Annotated in this window: 14 protein-coding genes; 10 read left to right on the top strand and 4 right to left on the bottom strand. The window is 70.9% G+C overall.

The genetic code is table 11. The features are described 5' to 3' along the window. Positions 1 to 105: 105 nt before the first annotated feature. Positions 106 to 1,482 (bottom strand): LLM class flavin-dependent oxidoreductase, encoded by a 1,377-nt coding sequence (locus DAI20_RS01345; RefSeq protein ID WP_108248790.1) that lies wholly within the window; start codon positions 1,480 to 1,482, stop codon positions 106 to 108. Between the two features lie 230 nt (positions 1,483 to 1,712). Here DAI20_RS01345 and DAI20_RS01340 point away from each other — a divergent pair, with 230 nt between their 5' ends. From DAI20_RS01340 to DAI20_RS01325, 4 genes are read left to right on the top strand one after another with little or no spacing between them, the layout of a single operon-like run. Then, positions 1,713 to 3,350 (top strand): ABC transporter substrate-binding protein, encoded by a 1,638-nt coding sequence (locus tag DAI20_RS01340; RefSeq protein ID WP_108248789.1) that lies wholly within the window; start codon positions 1,713 to 1,715, stop codon positions 3,348 to 3,350. Beyond that, a complete protein-coding gene (locus DAI20_RS01335; protein WP_108248788.1) occupies positions 3,328 to 4,371 on the top strand; it encodes an ABC transporter permease in 1,044 nt (347 codons plus the stop codon). The genes DAI20_RS01340 and DAI20_RS01335 overlap by 23 nt, the downstream gene beginning before the upstream one ends. Then, the gene (locus tag DAI20_RS01330; RefSeq protein ID WP_108248787.1) at positions 4,368 to 5,258 is read left to right on the top strand and encodes an ABC transporter permease; all 891 of its coding nucleotides are present in this window, start codon (positions 4,368 to 4,370) and stop codon (positions 5,256 to 5,258) included. The genes DAI20_RS01335 and DAI20_RS01330 overlap by 4 nt, the downstream gene beginning before the upstream one ends. Further along, positions 5,255 to 6,976 carry a dipeptide ABC transporter ATP-binding protein gene (locus DAI20_RS01325; protein WP_108248786.1) on the top strand — a complete coding sequence of 574 codons (1,722 nt, stop codon included), beginning with the start codon at positions 5,255 to 5,257 and terminating at the stop codon, positions 6,974 to 6,976. Before DAI20_RS01330 ends, DAI20_RS01325 begins: the two co-directional genes overlap by 4 nt. Before the next feature lie 167 nt (positions 6,977 to 7,143). Here DAI20_RS01325 and DAI20_RS01320 read toward each other — a convergent pair whose 3' ends face one another. The 3 genes from DAI20_RS01320 to DAI20_RS01310 all read right to left on the bottom strand — a co-directional run bounded on the left by DAI20_RS01320 (position 7,144) and on the right by DAI20_RS01310 (position 8,441). Next, the gene (locus tag DAI20_RS01320; RefSeq protein WP_108248785.1) at positions 7,144 to 7,569 is read right to left on the bottom strand and encodes a hypothetical protein; all 426 of its coding nucleotides are present in this window, start codon (positions 7,567 to 7,569) and stop codon (positions 7,144 to 7,146) included. An 84-nt stretch (positions 7,570 to 7,653) separates the two neighbouring features. Further along, positions 7,654 to 7,974 (bottom strand): MGMT family protein, encoded by a 321-nt coding sequence (locus tag DAI20_RS01315; protein ID WP_108248784.1) that lies wholly within the window; start codon positions 7,972 to 7,974, stop codon positions 7,654 to 7,656. 14 nt (positions 7,975 to 7,988) lie between these two features. After that, positions 7,989 to 8,441, bottom strand: a complete 453-nt coding sequence (locus DAI20_RS01310; RefSeq protein ID WP_108248783.1) for a GNAT family N-acetyltransferase — start codon at positions 8,439 to 8,441, stop codon at positions 7,989 to 7,991. Positions 8,442 to 8,593: 152 nt separating this feature from the next. Here DAI20_RS01310 and DAI20_RS01305 point away from each other — a divergent pair, with 152 nt between their 5' ends. From DAI20_RS01305 to DAI20_RS01280, 6 genes are all read left to right on the top strand, one after another. Beyond that, positions 8,594 to 9,808, top strand: coding sequence for an NADP-dependent isocitrate dehydrogenase (locus DAI20_RS01305; RefSeq protein WP_108248782.1), 1,215 nt, complete (start codon positions 8,594 to 8,596; stop codon positions 9,806 to 9,808). Positions 9,809 to 9,970: 162 nt separating this feature from the next. Continuing rightward, a complete protein-coding gene (locus DAI20_RS01300; protein ID WP_108248781.1) occupies positions 9,971 to 11,209 on the top strand; it encodes an ROK family transcriptional regulator in 1,239 nt (412 codons plus the stop codon). Between the two features lie 124 nt (positions 11,210 to 11,333). Further along, positions 11,334 to 12,689: an extracellular solute-binding protein gene (locus tag DAI20_RS01295; RefSeq protein WP_108248780.1), complete on the top strand. Its 1,356-nt coding sequence runs from the start codon at positions 11,334 to 11,336 to the stop codon at positions 12,687 to 12,689. A gap of 4 nt (positions 12,690 to 12,693) precedes the next feature. Next, on the top strand, positions 12,694 to 13,647 hold the full coding sequence (locus DAI20_RS01290) for a carbohydrate ABC transporter permease (protein ID WP_108248779.1): 954 nt from the start codon (positions 12,694 to 12,696) through the stop codon (positions 13,645 to 13,647). Between the two features lie 7 nt (positions 13,648 to 13,654). After that, entirely contained in the window at positions 13,655 to 14,485 is an 831-nt protein-coding gene (locus DAI20_RS01285; protein ID WP_438501977.1) for a carbohydrate ABC transporter permease, read from the top strand. A gap of 88 nt (positions 14,486 to 14,573) precedes the next feature. Next, the gene (locus DAI20_RS01280; RefSeq protein WP_108248777.1) at positions 14,574 to 17,570 is read left to right on the top strand and encodes an alpha-mannosidase; all 2,997 of its coding nucleotides are present in this window, start codon (positions 14,574 to 14,576) and stop codon (positions 17,568 to 17,570) included. Positions 17,571 to 17,632: the final 62 nt, after the last annotated feature.

Genomic DNA, 17,632 nt, shown 5'->3' with positions numbered 1-17,632 from the left:
CGTCCCTTCGACAAGCTCAGGGACCGTGTCTGCAGCGTCCTGCGCGCCTTCGACAGGCTCAGCGTCGTGTCCGCGGGTGCGCGCGCGGGGCTCGCGCAGCCCTGCTCAGGCGACCGGCTGGGAGCGCGCGGCCTCGCGCAGCGCGCCGGCGGGGTGGCGCTCCGGCAGCAGGGGCCCGCGGCCCTCGAACAGCCGCTCGCGCAGCGTCTCGCCCGGACGGTACTCCGTGCGGTAGCGTCCGCGGCGCTGCAGCTCGGGAACGACGAGCTCGATGAAGTCCTCGAACGTGCCGGGGGAGAGGTACTGCACGAGGTTGAAGCCGTCGAGCCCGATGCCGTCGGCGAGCTCCTCGATGCGGTCCGCAACCTGCTCCGGCGTGCCCCAGACGAAGAACGGGTCGGCGAGCGGGTTCTCGTAGTGGTCGACGACGTCGCGCACGCGCTTGTCGGCGAACGCCTTCTCGGACGACTGGATGTGGTCGCGCGCCTTGTACTCGATGTACTCCTCGGCGCCGGCCGAGGCGAGGTCGATGCCGCTGCCGCCGCCGAAGTGCACGAGGTAACCGACGACGTCGCGGTACGGCAGCAGCTCCTCGAGCTTGGCGCGCGCCTCCTCCTCGGTGCGTCCGACGACAACGTTGAGGCCGATGAGGAAGCGGATGTCGTCGGCCTGCCTGCCCAGCTCGACCGCGAGACGCTTCACGTCCTCCACGACCTCGCGGGCCGCCTCCACGGTGCGGGCGCCGACGAAGATAGCCTCGGCGTGCCGGGCGGCGAAGACGCGGCCGCGGTCCGAGGCGCCGGCCTGGTAGATCACGGGCGTGCGCTGCGGGGAGGGCTCGGAGAGGTGCGGGCCGTTGACCCGGAAGAACCGGCCCTCGTGCCCGATCTCGTGCACCTTCGAGGGGTCGGTGTAGCGGCCGGTCTCCGCGTTTCGCTCCACCGCGTCGGGCTCCCACGACGTCTCCCACAGCTTGTACGACACCTCGAGGAACTCCTCGGCGACGTCGTAGCGGTCGTCGTGGCGCACCTGCTCGCTGAGGCCGAAGTTCTTGGCGGCATCCGGCAGGTAGCCCGTGACGACGTTCCAGGCGACGCGACCGCGGGTGAGGTGGTCGAGCGTGCTGAACCGGCGGGCGTTCGGGAACGGCGGCTCGTAGGTGGTCGTGAACGTCACGGCGAAGCCCAGGTTCTCGGTGACGGCCGCCATGGCGGGCACGAGCAGGAACGGATCGTTGTTCGGCGTCTGGATGCCGCGCTCGACGGCGGGATCCCTGCTGCCCTGGTACACCGTGTAGGTGCCGACGACGTCCGCGAGGAACAGGGCGTCGAAGAGGCCGCGCTCGAGCAGCTTCGCGGTCTCGGTCCAGTAGGACAGGTCGGTGTACCGGTGCCGGTTGTTGCCGGGGTGCCGCCAGAGGCCGTGGTTGATGTGGCTCGGGGTGTTCATCTCGAAGCCGTTGAAGTGGAGTTCTCTCGCCATGCCCTCAGTCTGGATCCCGGCCGCACCCGACGGCAGGGGATGCGTCGCCGCGTGACATCCCGCCGTCGCATCGGCGCCGGGACCGGGGCGGACCGCGCGGCGGATGCCGCTTCGTGACGCGGCGTTACGCCCCGCTACGTCTCGTGACCGGAGGGGCTGTCGGTGCCCGCGCCCGGATCCCTACTGTCGGGACCCACATCGCATCAGCCTTCCCGACAGGAGTACGACCCATGCCGAAGAAACGCACCGCCCTCGCCCTCGCCGCCGCGTCAGCGGCGACGATGATGGCGCTCGCGGCCTGCTCCGGCGCGCCGGCCGGGCCCGCAGCCGACGCCCAGCCCGTCGCCGACGGCACCATCGAGTACGGCCACCAGCAGGAGCCGGCCTGCGTCTTCGGCGGCTGGATCGAACAGGCCTACCTCTCGTACCAGGTGCTCGACAACCTCGTCTCGCTCGACGAGGACCACGAGGTCGTGCCGTGGCTCGCGGAGTCCTGGAGCGTGTCCGACGACCAGCTGACCTGGACGTTCACGCTCAAGGACGGCGTCACGTTCACCGACGGATCTCCACTGACGGCCGGGGTCGTGGCGTACAACTTCGACCACTGGCTGGCCGGCGGCAACAGCACGGCACAGGTGTGGCTCGACGGCTACTACGCGTCCTCCCGGGCGGTCGACGACCGCACCCTCGAGGTGTCGCTGTCTCGGCCCTACCCCCGCCTCGCGGACACGCTGACCCAGGGCTACTTCGGCATCCAGTCGCAGCAGGCGCTCGAGACCCGCAGCGAGGAGGAGAACTGCGCGAGCCCCATCGGAACCGGCGCCTTCATCGTGGAGGAGTGGAACCGCGGCGAGAACATCGTTCTCGCGCGGAACGACCACTACACGTCCTGGCCGGCCAACGCGAAGCACGAGGGCCCCGCCCGCGTCGAGAAGGTGAACTGGCGGTTCCTGCCCGACCCGACAACGCGGACGGCATCGCTGAAGTCCGGCGAGACCGACGCCGTCTACGACGTGCCCGCCATCGAGTGGGCGACCGTCGACGGGGGCGGCTACGAGCTGCACAAGTACGTCACCCCGGGTCGCCCGCAGCAGCTGACCTTCGACACCGTCGACGGCCCCTTCGTCGACGAGCGCGTGCGCAAGGCCTTCGCGTACAGCCTCGACCGACGCTCGCTGGTCGAGACCATCGGCCGCGGCGTCATCCCCTACGAGGGCAACGGCGGCGTGAGCCGGACGACGCCCGGGTACAGCACGGACGCGGCGGAGGCCTACGACCTCGACCTCGACGAGGCGAACCGGCTGCTCGACGAGGCGGGCTGGACCCGCAGCGGCGGCGAGGGCGTGCGCACGAAGGACGGCGAGCAGCTGACCGTCGTGCTGCCCTACGGCGCCGGCTCGATCATCAACAGCGACGGGGCGTCGATCCTGCAGGGCGTGCAGGAGCAGGCGAAGGCGTCCGGATTCGACGTGCAGCTCGTTCCCGTGCCGCAGAGCGCATTCTTCTCCGGCGCCTACTCGACGCCCGAGGAGAAGGACATCTCCGCCGGGTACTGGACGAGCGTCACCGCGGGCATCCTGCACATCAACTGGCGGCCGACCACGCCGGAGGCCCCGAACTACAACAACGACGCGTTCAACGCCGACCCCGTGCTCGAGAACATCATCCTGCGCGCGAACTCGGCGGTCGACCCGCAGGAGCAGAACGCCCTGTACGGCGAGGCCCAGGACTACATCGCGGAGCACGCGCTCGCGATCGGTCTCTACGACCGGCTGAGCACGCTGGCCGTGTCGCCGTTCCTGAAGGGCGTGTGGCAGGAGAACGCACAGGGAGGACCGGTGTTCCATGACGCGTACTTCGTCGAGTGACCTCGAGCTGAGCGCCGCCGTCGGCAGGCCCGGGGGACCCGTCCCGCCTACCGGGGACGGCGGCCCGCCGCCGCGCCTGGGTGGGCGGCTCGGGCTCGTCGGCGGCAAGCTCGCCGGCGCGGCCGTCGTGCTGCTCGGCGCCGCAACCGCCGCCTTCGCGGCGCAGGCCGCGCTGCCGGGCGACCGCGCGACCGTCATCCTCAACGTCCGTGCCGGGCAGGCCATCCAGCGCACGCCGGAGGAGCTGGCCGCCATCAACGAGGAGTACGGGCTGAAGAACCCGCTGGTCGTGCAGTACCTCGACTACCTCGGCGGACTGGTCCGCGGCGACCTCGGCACCTCGTACCAGCAGCACCGCCCGGTCGCCGCGCTGATCCTCGAGCAGCTCGGGCCGACCCTCACCCTGACCGCGACGGCGATCGTGCTGGCCTGGCTCCTCATGGTGACCTGGGTCACCCTCACGGCCGGTCGCGGCCCGGCGCTCCGGGCGCTCGGGGAGGCGGTGGACACCGCGGCGGCGGGCCTGCCCCACTACTGGCTGGGGATCCTGCTGCTGCTCGTCTTCGCCCTGACCCTCGGCTGGTTCCCCGTGATCGGCGGCACCGGCCCGGTGGGCCTGCTCCTACCTGCCCTGACCCTGGCCATCCCGCTCGCCGGATTCCTGGGGCAGGCGACCCGGGCGGAGTTCGAGCGCTCTCTCGCCCAGCCCTTCGTGCTGTCCGCGCGAATGAGGGGCATGGGGGACGCCGGCGTGCGGTTGCGCCACGTGCTGCGCCACTCGGTGCTGCCGGCCGTGACGCTGTCCGGCTGGGCCCTCGGCGCCACCATCTCCGGCGCCGTCGTGGTGGAGACGGTGTACTCCCGGGCAGGGATCGGCACGGTGCTCGTCTCGGCCGTGAACGCCCAGGACCTGCCCGTCGTCACCGGCGTCGTCGTGCTCATCGCGGCGCTCTACGTCGTGGCGAACCTGCTCGTCGACCTCGCGTACGCGCTCATCGACCCCCGATTGAAGGACGCATGACCATCCTCGACCGCCGCCCCCGTTTCGCGCGCACCGCGCCGGGCGGCGGCACCCCGACCCGCCGCGGGCCCCGCCGTTCGCCGCGCCCCGCCCCCGACCTCGTGGCCGCGGTGCTGGTGCTGGTGTTCTTCGCCGTGGCCCTCGCCGCGCCGTCCGCGCTCGCCCCACGCGACCCGTTCGCCCTCGACCTGGTGAACGCGCTCCGGCCCCCCTCGGCCGAGCACTGGTTCGGCACGGACGAGTCCGGCCGGGACCTGTACACCCGCATCGTGCACGGCGCCCGGCAGTCCCTGCTCATCGGCGTCGGCGCGACCGTGCTCAGCCTCGCCATCGCCCTCGTGCTCGGCTCGCTCGCCGCGCTCGCGGGCAGGTTCGTCGCGGGAACGGTGAACCGGGTCGTCGAGGTGCTGTTCGCCTTCCCCACGCTGCTGCTCGCCCTCCTGCTCGTGGCCGTGCTCGGCCCCTCGGCCTGGACCCAGGTCGTGGCGGTCGGGGTCGGCACAGCGCCCGGCTACGCCCGGATGATCCGCGGACAGATCCTCTCCGCCAGGAACTCCGGCTACGTCGAGGCCGCGGTCGCGCTCGGGCACCCGCGCGGCTGGATCCTGCGCACGCACGTGCTGCCCAACGCGATCCGGCCCCTCGTCGCGGTGTTCGCCCTCTCGGTGGGTCAGTCCATCGTCTGGGCGTCGAGCCTGTCCTTCCTGGGCCTCGGCGTCGCCCCGCCCGCTCCCGAGTGGGGCGCCCTGCTCGACGCGGGGAAGATCTACGTCACCCAGGCGTGGTGGCTCACGGTGCTGCCCGGCCTCGTGATCGTGCTCCTCGCACTCGCCACCACCACCATCGGCAAGCACATCCAGTCCGCTCTCGAGAAGGGGGAGAAATGACCGAGGTACTCGTTCCCGATCGCTCGGCGCACGCCACGCAGCGGCCCGCGCACCGCCGCGAGCGGGACGCCGCGGCAGCCCCGCTGCTCTCGGTCCGCGGGCTCAGCGTCGGGTTCCGCCGGAACGGCGTCGTGCGCCCCGTCGTGCACGACCTGTCCTTCGACCTGCCGGCGGGCCACTGCGTCGCCATCGTGGGCGAGTCCGGTTCGGGCAAGAGCGTCACCGCCCGGGCCCTGGTGGGCCTCGCGGGCGAGGGTGCCGTGTTGTCGGCCGAGCGGCTGACCCTGGGCGACGTGGACCTCACCGCGGTTCCCGAGCGGCGGTGGCGCGCCATCCGCGGCCGCCGCGTCGGCTTCATCCTGCAGGACGCCCTCGTGTCCCTCGACCCGCTGCGTCCCGTGGGCCGGGAGATCGAGGAGGCGCTGCGGCTGCACGGCTGGGGCTCCCGGCCCGAGCGTCATCGCAAGGTGCTCGACCTCCTCGACTCCGTCGGCGTCCCCGACCCCGGTCTCCGCGCCCGCCAGCGGCCGGGCGAGCTCTCGGGCGGCCTGCGCCAACGCGCCCTCATCGCGTCTGCGCTCGCGCTCGATCCCGAGCTCATCCTCGCCGACGAGCCGACCACCGCGCTCGACGTGACGGTGCAGGCCCAGGTACTCGAGCTGCTCGGGCAGCGGAAGCGCCAGGGAGCGTCGGTCGTGCTCATCAGTCACGACCTCTCCGTCGTGGCCCACCTCGCGGACTCGGTGCTCGTCATGAAGGGCGGGCACATCGTGGAGTCGGGGCCCGCCGACGAGGTGCTGCGGAACCCGCGGCACGAGTACACCCGGCGACTGCTGAAGGCCGTGCCCGGTGCCGCGACGCGCGGCCGGCGGCTGAGTCCGGACGCCCCGCCGTCCGTGCCGTCCTCTGCCGCCAGGAGCGCCGAGCGGTTCGCCGGGCTCGACGGGCCGGTGCTCGAGGCGAGGAACCTGGTCAAGCGCTTCCGCGCGCCGGACGGCAGCCGCAGCACCGCCGTCGACGGCGTCTCGTTCCGGCTCGAGCGCGGCACGACGCTCGGCATCGTGGGGGAGTCCGGATCGGGCAAGAGCACGACCGCGCGCATCGCCCTCGCGCTCGAATCCCCGGACGCGGGGGAGGTGACGCTGCTCGGGCAGCCGTGGTCCGCGGTTCCCGAGTCGCGCCGGCGGGCGCTGCGCGGTCGCATCTCGGTGGTCTACCAAGACCCGCTGAGTTCGTTCGACCCGCGTTGGAACACGGAGCGCATCCTGCTCGACGCCGTGTCCGCGGAGTACTACCCGGATGCCCGCGCCCGCCGTGGACGCGTGCTCGAGCTTCTCGAGCAGGTGGGATTGGGGGAGGAGGTGCTGCCGCGGTTCCCGCTCACCCTGTCCGGCGGTCAGCGCCAGCGCGTGGCGATCGCCCGGGCGCTCGCCTCGTCGCCGTCCGTGCTCGTGCTGGACGAGGCCGTGTCCGCGCTCGACGTGTCCGTGCAGGCGCAGATCCTCGACCTCCTCGTCGTGCTGCAGCGCGAGCTCGGCCTCAGCTACCTGTTCATCTCCCACGACCTCGGCGTCATCCACCACCTGAGCGACACCGTGCTCGTGATGAAGGACGGGGTCGTCGTCGAGCGGGGCGACGCGGTGCGGATCCTCACGGCCCCGGAGCATCCGTACACGCGGCAGCTGGTCCGGTCGCTCCGCACGCTCGAGCAGTCCTGAGCCGCCCCTGCCCAGGCACGGGCATCCTGCCCAGCTTGAAGCCGGGCACGACGCCTCTGCCTGGGCAGGCGCGACAGGGCGGGTGCGGATGCAGGCGCGACCGGGCGGGGCCGACCGGCAGGCGGGGCCGACCGGCAGGCGCGACCGGACAGGCGCGGCGCGGCCGGCTAGCGGGCGAGGCTCGTGGACTCGGTGCCGGTCCAGGCGTAGACCGTGTCACCGGACGCGAACGCGAACCAGCCGTCCGGGCAGGTGACCGTCTCCGCGGGCAGCTGCTGCGGCCACCAGCTGTCCCGCAGCTTCGGCGGCAGGGGCGGCGCCTCGCTCGCGGTGCACACGTCGGCCGGGTAGTGCGTCGGGGAGACGTAGGTGACGATGGCGGCGTCGCTCGAGTTCGAGGACTTCATGCGGATCTGCACCGCGTCCTCGGGCACCCACTCCGGCAGCTCTCCGTCGGCGTCCCCGACGGTGGGGAAGAGCGAGTTGTCCACGGGCGCAGCGATCTCCGTGACCGGCCGCAGGGCGGAGCAGCCGCTGAGCGCGAGGGCGCTCACCAGGAGGAGGAGGGCGGTGCGCGCGGCGGGGGATGACATGGGCAACAGTCAAGCAACGAACACCGACAGTCGCATCGTCCGACAGACCCCCCGTCCGTGCTACTTCCGGATGATTACGGGGTTTCAGGGGCTCCAGGAGGCCTGATCGTAATCGATTCGATACCCGGCCTCCGTGCTCGCCGGGAGCAGCGGCGTACCCTCGCGCTCGTACTGGATGAGGGCCTCCGTCGCGAGGCCCGTCGGCGGGTGCCCGCCGCTGCGGATGACGCGCCACCAGGGCAGTCCGCTGCCGTGATACCGCATCACCATGCCGACCGCCCGGGCACCCCGCGCGCCGAACACCGCGGCAACGTCGCCGTACGTCATGACCCGTCCGGCCGGGATGGACTCGACGACGCCGAGCACCTGCTCGGTGTACTCGCCGGGGGTCGCGAAGACCGCCATGCCGCGCGACGCGCCTAGAGGCGCAGCTCGCCGATCTGCTCGCCGTACTCCGTCTCGCCGATGACGGTGAAACCGATGCGCAGGAAGAACTGCTCGGGGCCCTCCTCGCCGGACTCCCAGATCACGGTGACCCGGTCGAAGCCCCGCGCGCGGGCCTCCTCGGCGAGCTGCAGCACGGCGAACCGGCCGACGCCGTGGCCCTGCGCGTCGGCCGAGACGTTGATGCGCCAGATGCAGCTGCGGAAGATCTCGTTGGGCGCCTCGGGGTCGAAGTTGCCCATGATGAAGCCGACGACCTCGTCGTCCTCGAGCACGACGCGCGGCCACGCCGTGTTCGGGTTCACGTAGGCCTCGGCGATCGAGAACGACACCGGGGCGACGAAGACCTCCTGGCCAGGCTTGAGTGAGAGCGTGTTCGCGGCCACGATCGTGCTCGCCGACAGTTCTTCAAGTCTGAGTTCACCCATGGGCACAGGCTAACGGAGCGGACTCGCCCCCTGGTAGCGCGCAGGCGTCCTGCGGGCGCCCCGCGGCCGAATATGTCTCGATGTCAAGATACTTCCGGGAGCGAGTAGGGTGGATGCGGCATCCATCGAGTCAACGAAACATGGGAGTTCTCTTGTCGAAGATCAAGGTTGAAGGCACCGTCGTCGAACTCGACGGCGATGAGATGACGCGCATCATCTGGCAGTCGATCAAGGACAGCCTCATCCACCCCTACGTGGACGTGAACCTCGAGTACTACGACCTCGGCATCGAGAAGCGTGACGAGACCGACGACCAGATCACCATCGACGCCGCGAACGCGATCAAGAAGCACGGCGTCGGCGTGAAGTGCGCCACGATCACGCCGGACGAGGCGCGCGTCGAGGAGTTCGGCCTGAAGAAGATGTGGCGCTCGCCGAACGGCACGATCCGCAACATCCTCGGCGGCACGATCTTCCGCGAGCCGATCATCATATCCAACATCCCGCGCCTGGTGCCGGGCTGGAACAAGCCGATCGTCGTCGGCCGCCACGCGTTCGGCGACCAGTACCGCGCCACCGACTTCCGCTTCGAGGGCGAGGGCACCCTCACCATGACCTTCACCCCGAAGGACGGCTCCGAGCCGCGGTCCTTCGAGGTGTTCCAGTCGCCCGGCAGCGGCGTCGCAATGGGCATGTACAACCTCGACGAGTCGATCCGCGACTTCGCCCGCGCGTCGCTGAGCTACGGCCTGAACCGCAACTACCCGGTCTACCTCTCGACCAAGAACACGATCCTCAAGGCCTACGACGGCCGCTTCAAGGACCTGTTCCAGGAGGTCTTCGAGGCCGAGTTCAAGGAGCAGTTCGACGCCGCCGGCCTCACCTACGAGCACCGCCTCATCGACGACATGGTCGCCGCCAACCTCAAGTGGGAGGGCGGCTACGTCTGGGCGTGCAAGAACTACGACGGCGACGTGCAGTCCGACACCGTCGCCCAGGGCTTCGGCTCGCTCGGCCTCATGACGAGCGTGCTCACCACGCCGGACGGCAAGATCGTGGAGGCGGAGGCCGCGCACGGCACCGTCACCCGGCACTACCGCCAGCACCAGGCGGGCAAGCCGACGTCGACCAACCCCATCGCGTCCATCTACGCCTGGACCCGCGGGCTCGCCCACCGCGGCAAGCTCGACGGCAACCAGGAGCTGATCGACTTCTCGACCACGCTCGAGGACGTCGTCATCACGACCGTCGAGTCCGGCAAGATGACGAAGGACCTCGCCCTCCTCGTGGGACCGGACCAGCCGTACCAGACCACAGAGGAGTTCCTCGCGACGCTGGCGGAGAACCTGAAGTCGCGCCTGGGCTAGTCCCGCGGCGCGAGAAGCACTCCGGAGGCCCCGGATCCGTCCTCGGATCCGGGGCCTCCGTCGTTCCCGGAAGCAGCCGCATCCGTCGACCGCCCGGGTGGCTGCATACTGGCAGGACCGCGGCACTGTCGGCGTGCCGCGGGTCGACGGGAGGGCAGGGTCATGGGTCGTGGCACCAACCTCCCCGCCGTGGGCGGCTACAACCAGACGGTGATCCTCGACCTCATCCGCCGATCGGGTGACGGCGCGAGCCGGGTGGAGCTCGCCCAGCAGACCGGCCTCAGCGCGCAGACCATCTCGAACATCTCCCGCCGGCTGCTCGACTCCGGCATGGTGCGCGAGGCGGGAAAGAGCATCGTCGGCCCGGGGAAGCCGCGCACGATCCTGCAACTGTCGCCGGAGGGGCGGTACGCCGTCGGGGTGCACCTCGACCCGTCGGTCATCACGTTCGTGCTGCTGGGTCTCGAGGGTCAGGTCGTCGCGCACTCCCGCAGCCGCACGCCCTCGGATGTGCGGCCCGCCGACGTGGTCCGACGCATCGCGTCGGCGGTCGGCGCGCTCATCGAGTCCTCGGGGGTGCCCCGCGACCGCATCATCGGCCTGGGCATCGCGTCGCCCGGCCCCATCGACCGCGAGCGCGGGGTGGTGCTCGACGCGCCCCTGCTCGTGGGCTGGAAGCGCGTCCTGCTGCGGGACGCCCTGCTCGAGGCGACCGGGCTGCCCGTGCTGCTCGAGAAGGACGTGACCGCGGCCGCCGTCGCCGAGCTGTGGACGACCGCGCGGCGCGACCGCGACAACCTCGTGTTCTTCTACTACGGCACGGGCTTCGGTGTCGGCATCGCGCTGAACCACGAGGTGGTGCGCGGGCGCAGCGGCAACGCGGGGGAGGCCGGGCACATCCTCACGCACACCCCGCCCGGCCGGGATGCGCCCGCCTGCACCTGCGGCCGCCGCGGGTGCGTCGGAACCGCCATCATGCCGGTCCACCTCGTCGGCGAGGCCATCCGTGCCGGGGTCCTCGCCGCCCCGCCCGGCCCGCTCGACGCCGCCGCCGTGGACGAGCTGTTCACCCACCTCGCGCGGAAGGCCGAGGCGGAGGGGCCGGCCCGGCAGATCCTGCGCGAGGCCGCCCGGGCGGCGTCGGACGCCCTCGTGACCGTGCTCAACCTGCTCGACGTCGACACCGTGGTGTTCGGCGGGCCCTTCTGGTCGCGAGTCTCCGACGTCTTCCTCGCCGACATCCCCCGCATGCTCGCCAAGGATCCCGCGCTCCTGCGCGTGCACCCGGTCACCGTGACGGCGAGCTCGATCGGCGAGGACGTCGCCGCGGTCGGCGCGGCCTGCCTCGTGCTCGACAACGCCCTCTCGCCGCGGCCCTCCGCGCTCCTGATCTCGACCTGACAACGCCTTGCGCCGCCGCCGCGTGGACTCTTGACAGCAATTAGTCCATACGTTTTATTTATAGCGACTCCCACGAGGGCCGAGGTTCGCCCTCCGGCGTGGGGGCGTGGAGCAAAGGAGCACCATGAAGCGATTTCCCGCGTTCGTCGCCGTTGCGGCGGCGACAACCCTCGTCCTCTCCGGCTGCGGCGGAGGAGGGGGTGGCGGCGCCGGTGGCGAGTCCGACACCATCAAGGTCGCCTACCAGAAGTTCGGCAACTTCGTTCAGCTCGACGACCACATGAAGCAGGTGAAGGCCGACTTCGAGGCCGAGCACGAGGGCATGACCGTCGAGCTCGTGCCTATCGAGGCTCAGCAGAACGACTACTTCACCAAGCTCGCCCTGATGAACCGGTCGGCCTCCACGGCGCCGGACGTCATGTACGAGGACACCTTCATGGTCAAGTCCGACGTCGACGCGGGCTACCTTGCGTCGCTCGACGACTACGTCGCCGAGTGGGACGACTGGGACATGTTCTACGACAACGCCAAGGAGGCGGGCGTCGGCGACGACGGCCAGATCTACGGCATCCCGATGGGCACGGACACCCGCGCCCTCTGGTACAACACCCAGCTGTTCGAGCAGGCCGGCATCGCCGTGCCGTGGGAGCCGAAGAACTGGGAGGACGTGCTGACCGCGGCGGAGACCATCAAGTCCGCGCTGCCGGACGTCATCCCGCTCAACGTGTACTCCGGCAAGGCGCAGGGTGAGGCCGCCACGATGCAGGGCTTCGAGATGCTCCTGTACGGCACCGAGGACACGCTCTACGAGGACGGCAAGTGGGTCACGGGGTCGAAGGGCTTCACCGACTCGCTCGGCTTCATCCGGGACGTGTACCAGGGCGAGCTCGGCCCGACACCGGAGCAGGCGCTCGACAAGAACGTCGGCACCATTGTGGCGGGCGAGTGGCTCCCGCAGGGCAAGCTGGCCATCAACCTCGACGGCTCGTGGCTCAGCGGAACCTGGCTGGAGACCGGCACGAACCCGTGGCCCGAGTGGAACGACGTCATGTCGCAGGCGCCGATGCCGACTCAGGAGGGGCAGGAGCCGGGCGCGACGAGCATGTCCGGCGGCTGGACCCTCGCCATGGGGTCGAAGACCAAGAACCCCGACGCGGCGTGGGACTTCATCAGCCTCGCGCTGAACAAGGAGAACTCGCAGAGCTACGACATCGCGGCGAGCCAGATCGCGGTACGCAGCGACGTGTCGGAGGACCCGGCGTACATCGAGGCGAACCCGTCGTTCAAGTTCTTCTCGGACATCGTCGAGGTGACCCACTTCCGCCCGGCCACTAGCGACTACGCGCAGATCAGCAACGCGATCACCGTGGCCATGGAGTCGGTCATGACCGGCCAGCAGACGCCGGAAGAGGCGGCCGAGGTCTATGACGAGGCCGTCCGCGGCATCGTCGGCGACGAGAACACGGTCGACGCGAAGTGACGCGATGACGACGACGATCCCGTCGCCGGCCGTTCCCGGGACCCCGGTGCGGGGAGGGCGACCTCCCCGCACCCGGGGCCCCGGTGCGACGGCCCGGCGCAGCGCCACGCGCGCACTGCCGCTCCTCCCCGCCGTCGTGCTGCTCGGCGTGTTCCTGCTCGGACCGGTGATCTGGTCGTTCTACGGGTCCCTCACCGACGCCTCCCTCACCGGCTCCGCCGCGCAGGGCGCGTCCTTCGTGGGCTTCGACAACTACCTCGAGCTGTTCTCCGACCCCGACTTCCCCAAGTCGGTGCTGCTCACCCTCGTGTTCCTTGTGGCGTCCGCCATCGTGGGGCAGAACGTGCTCGGGCTCGCGCTCGCCCTGCTCATGCGGAGCGCGCACCGGGTGGTCCGGGCGCTCGTCGGGACCTTCGTGGTCACCGCGTGGGTGCTGCCCGAGATCGTCGCGTCCTTCGCGGCGTACGCGTTCTTCAACGACACGGGCACGCTGAACTCGATGCTGGGGCTCGTCGGCATCGACGGCCCGAACTGGCTCTTCAACCTGCCCATGGTGTCGGTGATCCTCGCCAACATCTGGCGCGGCACCGCCTTCTCGATGCTCGTCTACTCCGCGGCGCTGCACGACGTGCCGCAGGAGATCACGGAGTCCGCCGAGGTGGACGGGGCGCGGGGCTGGCAGCGCCTCGTCTTCATCACGCTGCCCATGATCCGCCGCAGCATCACGACGAACCTCATGCTGACGACCCTGCAGACCCTGTCGGTGTTCACGCTCATCTTCGTCATGACGGGCGGCGGCCCGGGCACCGAGAGCTCGACCCTGCCGATCCTCGCGTACCAGGAGGCGTTCCAGTTCTCGCAGCTCGGCTTCGGCACGGCGATCGCCACGATCCTGCTCGTCGTCGGCGCCCTGTTCTCCTTCGTCTACATCCGCGCACTCCGTCCGGAGGTGGACTGACATGGGCATGACCTCACCGAGCCAGCGCGTGCTCCGGGCCACGTCGAACGGCGTGCTCCTGCTCGTGCTCGTCGCGTTCGCACTACCGCTCGTGTGGCTGCTGCTCGCGTCGGTCGACACGAGCGCGACGCTGTCGGTCAAGTGGCCGGAGGCGTTCACGCTGGACAACTTCACGACGGTGCTCACGCCGGACCTGGCGTTCGTGCCGCTCGCGAACAGCCTCGTGATCTCGCTCGGCTGCGCCCTGCTCACGGTGGCGGCCGCCGTGCTCGCGGCGTACCCGCTGTCCCGCTACCGGATGCGCATCAACAAGCCGTTCCTGTACGGGGTGCTGTTCGGCACCTGCCTGCCGGTCACGGCGATGATGGTGCCCGTCTACAGCTTGTTCGTCTGGCTGAACCTCATCGACAGCGTGCCCGGCACGATCCTGTTCCTCGCCGCATCGAGCCTGCCCATGGCCATCTACATGGCGAAGAACTTCATGGACTCCGTGCCCATCACGCTCGAGGAGGCGGCCTGGGTCGACGGGGCATCGATGCTGAAGACGCTCACGACGATCGTGATCCCGCTCATGCGGCCGGGTCTCGCCGTAGTGTTCATCTTCGTGTTCATCGGCGCGTGGGGAAACTTCTTCGTGCCCTTCGTGCTGCTCCTGAGCCCGGACCGGCAGCCCGCGGCCGTGACGATCTTCTCGTTCTTCGGGCAGTACGGATCCGTGGCGTACGGCCAGCTCGCCGCGTTCTCGCTCCTCTACTCCGTGCCCGTACTCGCCCTCTACGTCCTCGTCTCGCGCAGCCTCGGCGGCGCGTCGGCACTCGCCGGCGCGGTCAAGGGCTGATCCGTCCACCGCACTCGACCACCACACCACCGCGCACCGCACCCGCACATCGCTCGGGCGGCGATCGTCGCCGCCCAGAAGGAGAACCATGCACAACGACTCGCCCCTCGTCCTGCGCCGCCTGCAGCGGTTCCAGAGCGAGCGCATCCTGCCCGCCATCCATCGGTCCGTGGCGCCGCTCACGGTGACGGCGTGGGAGGTGCCGGGCGAGCCGGTCCCGTTCGCGGAGGCGGTGGGCCAGTCGTACGAGGAGTTCGGGGTCGGCCGGCCCTGGGGACGGCCGTGGGGCACGACCTGGCTGCACATCACCGGCACGGTGCCCGCGGACTGGGACGCGTCCGACGCGCGCATCGAGGTCGTGCTCGACCTCGGCTTCCTCTCCGGGCAGCCGGGGTTCCAGGCCGAGGGCCTGGTGTTCCGGCCGGACGGCTCGATCGTGAAGGCCATCGAACCGTTCAACGCCTACGTGCCGGTTCCGGTCGGCCCGGGAGGCGACATCGACCTCTACGTCGAGGCCGCGTCGAACCCGGACGTCGGCAGCGACTGGCGGTTCGCGCCCACGGCGGTCGGCGACCTCGAGACCGCGGGGACCGACCCGATCTACGTGTTCCGCCGCGCGGACGTCGCGCTGCTCGACGAGCCGGTCTGGGAGCTGGACCGGGACTTCTTCACCCTGATCGGGCTGCTCGACGAGCTGTCCGACGACCTGCCCCGCAAGGCCGAGATCCTGCGCGCGCTCGAGCGGGTCGTCGACGCCGTCGACCCCGAGGACGTGAGCGGAACCGCGCGGGCGGGCAGGGCCGAGCTCGAGGGGGTGCTGGCGAAGCCGGCGTACGCGTCGGCGCACCGGGTGGTGGCCGTCGGCCACGCGCACATCGACTCCGCCTGGCTCTGGCCCGTGCGCGAGACGATCCGCAAGTGCGCCCGCACGTTCTCCAACGTGCTCGAGCTCATGGAGCAGGACCCGGACTTCGTGTTCGCCTGCTCGTCCGCCCAGCAGTACGCCTGGATGAAGGAGTACTACCCCGACCTCTTCGAGCGCATCCGCGAGCGCGCGATCGAGGGCCGCTTCGTGCCCGTCGGCGGCATGTGGGTGGAGTCGGACACCAACATGCCCGGCGGCGAGGCGCTCGCCCGTCAGCTCGTCGCGGGCAAGGGGTTCTTCCAGCGCGAGTTCGGCATCGAGCCGCTCGAGGTCTGGCTGCCGGACTCCTTCGGCTACACGGCGGCGCTCCCGCAGATCGTGGCGGCGGCGGGGTCGCGGTACTTCCTCACCCAGAAGATCAGCTGGAACGAGACGAACGTCATGCCGCACCACACGTTCGACTGGGAGGGCATCGACGGCACGCGCGTCTTCACGCACTTCCCGCCGGTCGACACCTACAACTCCGTGCTGTCCGGGCACGAGCTGGCGCGCGCCCAGCGGCAGTACTCCGAGAAGGGCGCGTCCAACGTGTCCCTCGTGCCGTTCGGCTTCGGCGATGGCGGCGGCGGCCCCACCCGCGAGATGCTGGCGGCGGCGAAGCGCACCCGGTCGCTCGAGGGGTCGCCCGCCGTCAGCCTCGGAACGCCGCGGGCGTTCTTCGAGGAGGCCGAGCGCGACTACCCCAACCCGCCGGTCTGGTCCGGCGAGCTGTACCTCGAGTTCCACCGTGGCACCTACACCTCGCAGGCCAGGACGAAGGCGGGCAACCGGCGGAGCGAGCACCTGCTGCGCGAGGCCGAGCTGTGGTGCTCGGCGGCGACCGTCCTCCGCGGCGCCGACTACCCGTACGAGGAGCTCGAGGCGGCCTGGCAGACCGTGCTGCTGCAGCAGTTCCACGACATCCTGCCCGGCACCTCCATCGCCTGGGTCTACAAGGTGGCCGAGGAGAACTACGCCGTGGTCGAGCGATCCTTGACCGCGCTCATCGAGGGCGCGATCGCGGCGCTCGCCGGGGACGGGGACGCCGACCTGGCGTTCAACGCCGGGCCCTTCGCGATCGACGGGGTGCCCGCGCTCGGCGCGAACTCCGGCTCCGCCCCGGCCCCTGCGCGCGTGCGCGAGGAGGGCGGCCGCGTCGTCCTGGAGAACGAGCGGATCACGGCCGTGCTCGAGGGCGGCCTCCTCGTCTCTCTCGTGGACCGCGCATCGGGCCGCGAGGCGATCCCCGCCGGGGACGTCGGCAACCTGCTGCAGATCTTCCGCGACACCCCGAACCAGTGGGACGCGTGGGACATCGACGTGCACTACCAGCGGCACGGCGTCGACCTGCGCGAGCCGACCTCGGTCACGGTGACGGAGGGCGGCGTGCGCGTGGAGCACACGGTCGGGGCGTCGACCATCGTGCAGACGATCGTGCTCGAACCGGGCGCGGCCGCGCTCGACATCCTGACCGAGGTGGACTGGCACGAGCGGCAGAAGCTGCTGAAGCTCGCGTTCCCGCTCGACGTGCACGCGGACCGCGCGGCCTCGGAGATCCAGTTCGGTCACGTGTACCGCGGGACGCATATCAACACGTCCTGGGACGCCGCGCGGTTCGAGACGAGCGCGCACCGCTGGGTGCACGTCGGCGAGCCGGGCTACGGCGTTGCGGTGGCCAACAACGCGACCTACGGGCACGACATCACCCGCACCACCCGCGCGGACGGCGGCACGACGACGCGCGTGAGGCAGTCCCTGCTGCGCGCGCCGCTGTTTCCCGACCCGCACGCCGACCAGGGCGCGCACTCCTTCCGCACGAGCGTGCGACCGAACGCCGGCATTCTCGACGCGGCATACGAGGGGTACCGCGCCAACCTGCCGCTGCGCCGCGCCCGCGGCGGGGAGGTACCGGCGCCGCTCGTCTCGGTGACCGGGGGCAGCATCCTCGTCGAAGCGGTGAAGCTGGCCGAGGATCGCAGCGGCGACGTCATCGTGCGGCTCTACGAGGCCTCCGGAACGCGCTCGACCGCCACCGTGACCTTCGGCTTCGACGCGGGGGAGCCGGTGGAGACCGACCTCCTCGAGCGGCCGCTCGAGACGCCGAAGGCGGTGCGGAGCGGAGCGACGGTGACGCTGCGGCCGTTCCAGATCCTCACTCTGCGCGTCCCGCGCGGTCGGTAGGGCCGAGCACGACGAGGCAGTAGGCACGCCTCACGGAGGGCGCCGGCGGCATCGCCGGCGCC

It is taken from the genome of Planctomonas deserti (assembly GCF_003067705.1).
In the GTDB taxonomy this organism is placed as follows: Bacteria; Actinomycetota; Actinomycetes; order Actinomycetales; family Microbacteriaceae; genus Planctomonas; species Planctomonas deserti.
This window is presented reverse-complemented; position numbering and strand designations above follow the sequence as displayed.